General features: G+C 62.0%; 1 protein-coding gene. It reads left to right on the forward strand.

Annotated features, from left to right (window positions below):
* Nucleotides 1–11: 11 nt before the first annotated feature.
* The coding region (locus tag EOA85_RS37140) for a hypothetical protein (RefSeq protein ID WP_164760227.1) at nt 12–387 on the forward strand (376 nt) is incomplete at its 3' end.

The following is a 387-nucleotide window of genomic DNA, read 5'->3' on the forward strand; positions in this document are numbered from 1 at the left end:
GGAACATAGCGTTGCTTGCCGTCGTGGCTGTTTTGTTTGGTGTTGGCTTTCTGGGCATCATCGTGATGCAGAGGGGCGTCCCGTCCCCCGCGAAGCCGGTAGCCGAGCTCAAGCCGTTTGAAGGCAAGCTCTCCATTCCATCGGTCGATGATCTGCGTGTCGGCGGGCGCAAGATCCTGCTGTGCGGGGCGGCGTTTTCCAGGCCTCAGGCCATGCGCCTCCTGGTGACGGAAGCGGCGCGCCGAGACTACCAGGGGCTCGTCCTGGCCTGCAAACCTGTCGGTTCCGGAACACCTTGCGACGGCAAGATCGCTTCCAGGGTTGGCGATACCCTTGTTGTGCAGTGCCTGACGGCTGAGGGGGAAGATTTGGCCACCATACTTACGC

This window comes from Mesorhizobium sp. M5C.F.Ca.IN.020.29.1.1 (assembly GCF_003997375.1).
Taxonomy (GTDB): domain Bacteria; phylum Pseudomonadota; class Alphaproteobacteria; order Rhizobiales; family Rhizobiaceae; genus Mesorhizobium; species Mesorhizobium wenxiniae.